Source organism: Trueperaceae bacterium, from assembly GCA_031581195.1.
GTDB lineage: Bacteria > Deinococcota > Deinococci > Deinococcales > Trueperaceae > SLSQ01.
On sequence record JAVLCF010000099.1, the window covers coordinates 1 to 5497 of the forward strand.

Annotated in this window: 5 protein-coding genes; 4 read left to right on the top strand and 1 reads right to left on the bottom strand. The window is 75.9% G+C overall.

Going from position 1 to position 5497, the window contains the following annotated elements:
* From RI554_09110 to RI554_09120, 3 genes are all read left to right on the top strand, one after another.
* Positions 1-479: alpha/beta fold hydrolase (locus tag RI554_09110; GenBank protein ID MDR9392171.1), on the top strand; the 479-nt coding region annotated here is incomplete at its 5' end.
* Positions 480-526: 47 nt separating this feature from the next.
* Complete coding sequence (locus tag RI554_09115; protein MDR9392172.1) at positions 527-1585, top strand: M42 family metallopeptidase; 1059 nt, start codon at positions 527-529, stop codon at positions 1583-1585.
* 29 nt (positions 1586-1614) lie between these two features.
* A complete protein-coding gene (locus RI554_09120; protein ID MDR9392173.1) occupies positions 1615-2373 on the top strand; it encodes a metallophosphoesterase family protein in 759 nt (252 codons plus the stop codon).
* Between the two features lie 55 nt (positions 2374-2428).
* Here the strand turns inward: RI554_09120 and RI554_09125 are convergent, their stop codons facing one another.
* Positions 2429-3685, bottom strand: coding sequence for an acetyl-CoA C-acyltransferase (locus RI554_09125; protein MDR9392174.1), 1257 nt, complete (start codon positions 3683-3685; stop codon positions 2429-2431).
* A gap of 211 nt (positions 3686-3896) precedes the next feature.
* On the opposite strand from RI554_09125, the gene hflX reads away from it, so the two are divergent.
* Entirely contained in the window at positions 3897-5492 is a 1596-nt protein-coding gene (gene hflX / locus RI554_09130; protein MDR9392175.1) for a GTPase HflX, read from the top strand.
* Positions 5493-5497 lie beyond the last annotated feature (5 nt).

Genomic DNA, 5497 nt, shown 5'->3' on the forward strand with positions numbered 1-5497 from the left:
CGCCGGCGGTGTACCGCGGCGGGGGGGCGCCGGCCGCCAGCCGCTGGCTATTGGCGACCCCGCAGTTCGAGCGGATCGGGCCGCTGCTGATGCGGCAGTTGGGCGGCCCGCGGGGCGAGAGCCTGCTGCGCGCGGCGTACGCCGACCCCGACCGGCTGCCGCCGGAGGTCCTGGAGGCCTCCCGCGCCGCCGTGAACGTCGACGCCTGGGACGTCGCCCTGTGGGAGCTCGTGAAGGCCAGCCGCGCGACCGACGTCGGCGAGCGGTTGGGGAATGTTCAGGTCCCGGTGCAGGTGGTGACCGGGGCGGCGGACCCGGTCGTGCCGCCCGAGGAATCGCGCCGCGTCGCGGACGCCCTCCCCGACGCGACGTGGACGGCGATCCCCGACTGCGGGCACGCGCCCCACGAGGCGTGCCCGGAACCGGTCCTCGCGGCGGTGCGCGCGGCGCTCGACGGGACGGCCCCCGGCCCCCGCTAGGGCGGGCGACGCCCGCCGCCCGCGGGGGGCGGTGGTAGCCTGCCGGCATGGATTTCGATTACGCACTGCTCAAGGAGTTGTCGGAAACGCCGGGGATTCCCGGCCGCGAAGAGGGGGTCCGCGAGCGCGTCCGCGCGGCGCTCGAGGGCCTCGACGTCGCGAGCCGGGTCGACGCGATGGGGAACCTCATCGTCGAGACCGCCGGGGCGGAGGGCGCCCCGAAGGTCATGGTGGCGGCCCACATGGACGAGATCGGGTTCGTCGTCTCGCACGTCGGGGACGACGGCTTCCTGCGCCTGCAGCCGCTCGGGGGGTTCGACGCCCGCAACCTGTTCGCGCGGCAGGTCCTCGTTCACCCGCGCGGCGGGACGCCGCGCGTCGGGATCCTGAACCCCGCCGTGAAGCCGGTGCACGTCGCGGGCCCCGACGACAAGACCAAGGTGCCCGAGCTGTCGGAGTTCGCCGTCGATCTCGGGTTGGACGCCGACGCCGTGAAGGCGGAGGTCCGGGTCGGCGACATGGTGACGCTGCACCAGACGTTCCAGGACCTCGGGGACGTCGTGACCGGCAAGGCGCTCGACAACCGCGCCGGCGTGTGGGTCCTGATCGAGACGCTCCGTCGCCTCGAGGCGCCCGCCGTCCGGGTGCGCGCGGTCTTCAGCGTGCAGGAGGAGGTCGGCCTGCGCGGCGCGACGAGCAGCGCGTTCGGGGTGGCGCCCGACGTCGGCATCGGGCTCGACACGACCCTCGCGGTCGATACGCCCGGGACGCCCGACCACCAGGCGGTCACCCGCCTCGGGGACGGCGTCGCGCTGAAGGTGATGGACTCGTCGATGGTGTCGCACGGGTGGCTGCTGGACCGCATGGCGGACCTCGCGACCCGCCACGACCTCCCCCACCAGTACGAGGTGCTGCCGCGCGGCGGGACGGACGGCGGCGCGATGCAACGCAGCCGCGAGGGGGTCGCCACCACGACCGTGTCGCTGCCGACGCGCTACATCCACACCGTCGCGGAGATGGAGCACAAGCGCGACCTCGAGGCCGCCGTGCGGCTGTTGGTGGCGTTCCTGCAGGACGAGCACGCCGCCCTCGCGCCGAGCGCCTGACGGCACGTGCGCGGGACCCGGAGGGCACGATGCGCATCGGGGTCCTGAGCGACGTCCACGCCAACCTCCCGGCGTTGCGCGCAGCGCTCGCCGCGCTGGACGGTGCGCAGGTCGACGCGACCCTGTGCCTCGGGGACGTCGTCGGGTACGGACCGCACCCCAACGAAACGATCCGCCTCCTGCGCGAGCGGGAGGTGACGTGCACGCTCGGGGGTGCCGACGCCCGCGTCGCCTTTCCCGTCGGGGAGGCCGACGCGCCCCGCGCGGGGGTGGCGGACGCGACGTTGGCGTGGACGCGCGACGTGCTCGAGCCCGCCGCGTTGGCGTGGTTGCGGGAGCGCCCCACGCAGGTGCGCCTGCGTACGCCCGGCGGCTGCGTCCGCGCGGTGCACGGGCGGGTGGGCGACCCGTGGCGGCGGCTGGACGTGCGCGCGACGCCGCAGGAGCTCCTGCGGACGTTCGACGCGGTCGGCTGTCCGGTCCTGGCGTTGGGGGGACGGCACGTCCCGTACGTCCGCACGCTCGACGGGAAGCTGGCGGTCGACCCGGGGTCGGTCGGGCTGTCGCTGAACGGCGAGCCCGGCGCGGACTACGCGGTCCTGGACGTCCGCGAGGGGGACGCCACCGCGCAGCTCGGGAAGGCCGAGTACGACGTCGAAGCGGTCGCCTTCGACGTGCTGGGGTGGGGCCTGCCGGCCGCCGTCGCCGACGCGGTACGGGAGGGCCGCTTGGCGCCCGACGCCACCGAACGGGGGCGCGGGTCGGCCGCGCCGGAGGGGGACGACTGACGCCCTCCGACGCGCGAGGCGGGGGGCTCGGTCGGGGTCGCTCGGGCGGGGTCGCTCAGGCGCCCTCGCGGGTGAGGGCCAACGCCCACGCTTCGCCGCCCCCGATGCAGATCGACGCGACGCCCCGCCGGGCGTCCGCGACGCGGAGGGCGTTCAGGAGCGTCACGACGATGCGGGCGCCGGACGCGCCGATGGGGTGCCCCAGCGCGATGGCGCCCCCGAGCACGTCGACCTTCTCGGCGGGGAGGTCGAACGCCTCCATCGCGGCGAGCGGGACGACGGCGAACGCCTCGTTGATCTCGTAGCGCTCGACGGACGCCGGCGTCCAGCCGGTCCGCTCGAAGAGGGTGCGCATCGCCGCGACCGGGGCGGTGGTGAACCAGGTGGGGTCCTGCGCGTGCGTCGCCCACCCCTCGAGCCGCGCGAGGACCGGCCACCCGCGCCGGTCCGCTTCGGCGCGGGTCGCGAGCAGCAGCGCCGCGGCGCCGTCGTCGATCGACGAGGCGTTCGCCGCGGTGATGGTGCCGTCCGCCTCGAACGCGGGCCGGAGGGTCGGCACGCGCTCGGGATCGACCTTGCTCGGGCCCTCGTCGGCGTCGACCACGGTGGGGGGGCCCTTGCGGCCGGGCACGACGACCGGTTCGATCTCCCACGCCGCGACGCCGGACGCGGTCGCGGCCTGCGCCCGCTCGTAACTGCGGAGCGCGAAGGCGTCCTGCGTCGCGCGGTCGAAGGCGTACGTCCGGGCGCACACCTCCGCGCAGGCGCCCATGTGCGCGTCGGCGTAGACGTCCCACAGGCCGTCGTGCACGACGGAGTCCACGACCTCGCGGTGCCCGAGGCGGTAGCCGTCGCGGGCGCCGGGCAGCAGGTACGGCGCGCGCGACATCGACTCCATGCCGCCCGCGAGGACGGTGCGGACCTCCCCCAGCTTGAGGGCGCGGGCGCCCTGCACGATCGCTTCGAGGCCGCTGCCGCACATCTTGTTGATCGTCGCGGTCGGCGTGACGTGCGGGAGGCCGGCCGCGAGCGTCGCCTGCCGGGCGGGCGCCTGCCCCTGGCCGGCCTGCAGGACGTTGCCGAACAGCGCGAGGTCCACGACGTCCGCGAGGGCGTCGCCGGCCCCGCCCTCGGGGGCGGCTTCGGGCACGTCGAGGCCGGCGCGGCGGAGGGCGCCGCGCGCCGCGGTCGCGCCGAGCTGCGCGGCGGGGACCGACGCGAGCGCCCCTTGCAGGGCCCCGTGCGGGGTGCGGGCGGCGGAGACGACGACCACGTCGTCGGGGGCGGGGGGACGGTCGCCGGCGTCGTTCATGCCGCGAGCCTACCCCGCGCACGACGCACCGCCGGCGCGCCGCGCGGTAGATTGGGGGTGTGTGGGCGCACCGCCGGGTGCCGCCCCGAAGGGAGACGCGATTCAAAAGGTTCACGGCACCCTCACGGGGGTCAAGAAAGGTCACCTGAAGCGACTGTCGAACCTGTACCGTCGCCGCGTCCCGCCCGCTTCACCCGCCCATCCGGACCTCGTGCGCGCGCTCGCGACCCTCGCGATCGAGCTCGCGACGCCCGTGTCGGTCCTGATCGACCGCCGCGGGCGCGTCGCGACCGTCGCGCTCGCCGACGCCGACGGGACGCCGGTCCCCCCGCGGCCGGGCGAGTCGGAGGCGCGCCTGCGGGGCCTGACCCTGGTGCACGTCCACCCGGGCGGCGGCGGCCTGAGCGACGCCGACCTCACCGCGTTGTTCCTGGGGCGGCTCGACGCGATGGTCGCCGTCGAAGCGTTCGGGGATGCCGGGCACGCCCCCGACCTGGGGGCGGCCCACGTCGCCCTCGTCGCGCCGCCGTCCAGCGAAGCGGAGGACTGGATCCTCGACCCGCCGACGTCGCTCGCGGCGCTCGAGCGCGACGACCTGGCGGCCCGCGTCCGCGCGCTCGAGGAGGAGATGGCGCGCAGCGCCGGGGCGCGCGACGTCGCGCGCAGCTCCGCGGAACGCGCGGTCCTCGTCGGCCTGGACGTCGGCGGGGACGAGGACGCCGACGCCCGCCTCGAGGAGCTCGGGGAGCTGGTGCGTTCCGCGGGGGCGACGGTCGCCGCGGCGCGCATGCAGACCCGCGCGCGGCCGGACCCGAAGACGGTCGTCGGGCGCGGGAAACTCCGCGACCTGGTGTCGCTCGCGTACCACGAGGACGCCGACCTGCTGGTGTTCGACCGGGAGCTCGATCCGGCGCAGGCGCGCGAGATCGAGGCGGCGACGCAGCTAAAGGTGCTCGACCGCACGCAGGTGATCCTGGACATCTTCGCGCAGAACGCGCGGGGGCGCGAAGCGCAGGTGCAGGTCGAGCTGGCGCAGCTGCAGTACCAACTGCCCCGCCTCGCCGGCCGCGGAGCCGGCTTCAGCCGCCTCGGGGGGGGGATCGGGACGCGCGGGCCGGGCGAAACGAAGCTCGAGGTGGACCGGCGCCGCATCCGCGACCGCATCGCCGCGCTGCAGGACGAGGTGGACCGCATCGCGCAGCGGCGCGAACGGACCCGCAAGAACCGCACCGATGCCGGCACGCCGGTCGTGGCGTTGGTGGGGTACACGAACGCCGGCAAATCGACGTTGTTCAACGCCCTCGCGAAGGCGGACGTGCTGGCGCGCGACGCGCTGTTCGCCACGCTCCGGCCGACGACCCGCGAGGGGTGGCTGCCGGCGCTCGGCGCGTGGGGCGGCAAGGTGATCTACACCGACACCGTCGGGTTCCTCCGGGACCTGCCCGAACCGCTGGTGAACGCCTTCCGCGCGACGCTGGAGGAGCTCGACGACGCGGACCTGCTGCTGCACGTCGTCGACGGCGCCGCGCCCGGCGCGGCGGACCGCGTCGATGCGGTCGAACGGATCCTCGATCGCGCCGTCGCGACGCCCCCGCGGCAGGTGGTGCTGAACAAGGCGGACGCGATGGACGACGCCGCCCGGCGGGATCTGGAGCTGCGCTACGGGGCGCGGGCGGTGTCCGCGCGCACCGGTGCGGGCCTGGACGCCCTGAAGGCCGACCTCGCGGCGAAGATCGAGGGGGACGACCACGTACCCCTGCCCGACGACCCGGCGGCGGCGTGGGGGGTCGTGACGACGGAGTCCTGACCGGC

Bases quoted from the DNA above. Each gene is read 5' to 3' on its own strand.
- RI554_09125 (MDR9392174.1), bottom strand. From the start codon at position 3,685: ATGAACGACGCCGGCGACCGTCCCCCCGCCCCCGACGACGTGGTCGTC.
- RI554_09115 (MDR9392172.1), top strand. From the start codon at position 527: ATGGATTTCGATTACGCACTGCTCAAGGAGTTGTCGGAAACGCCGGGG.
- RI554_09120 (MDR9392173.1), top strand. From the start codon at position 1,615: ATGCGCATCGGGGTCCTGAGCGACGTCCACGCCAACCTCCCGGCGTTG.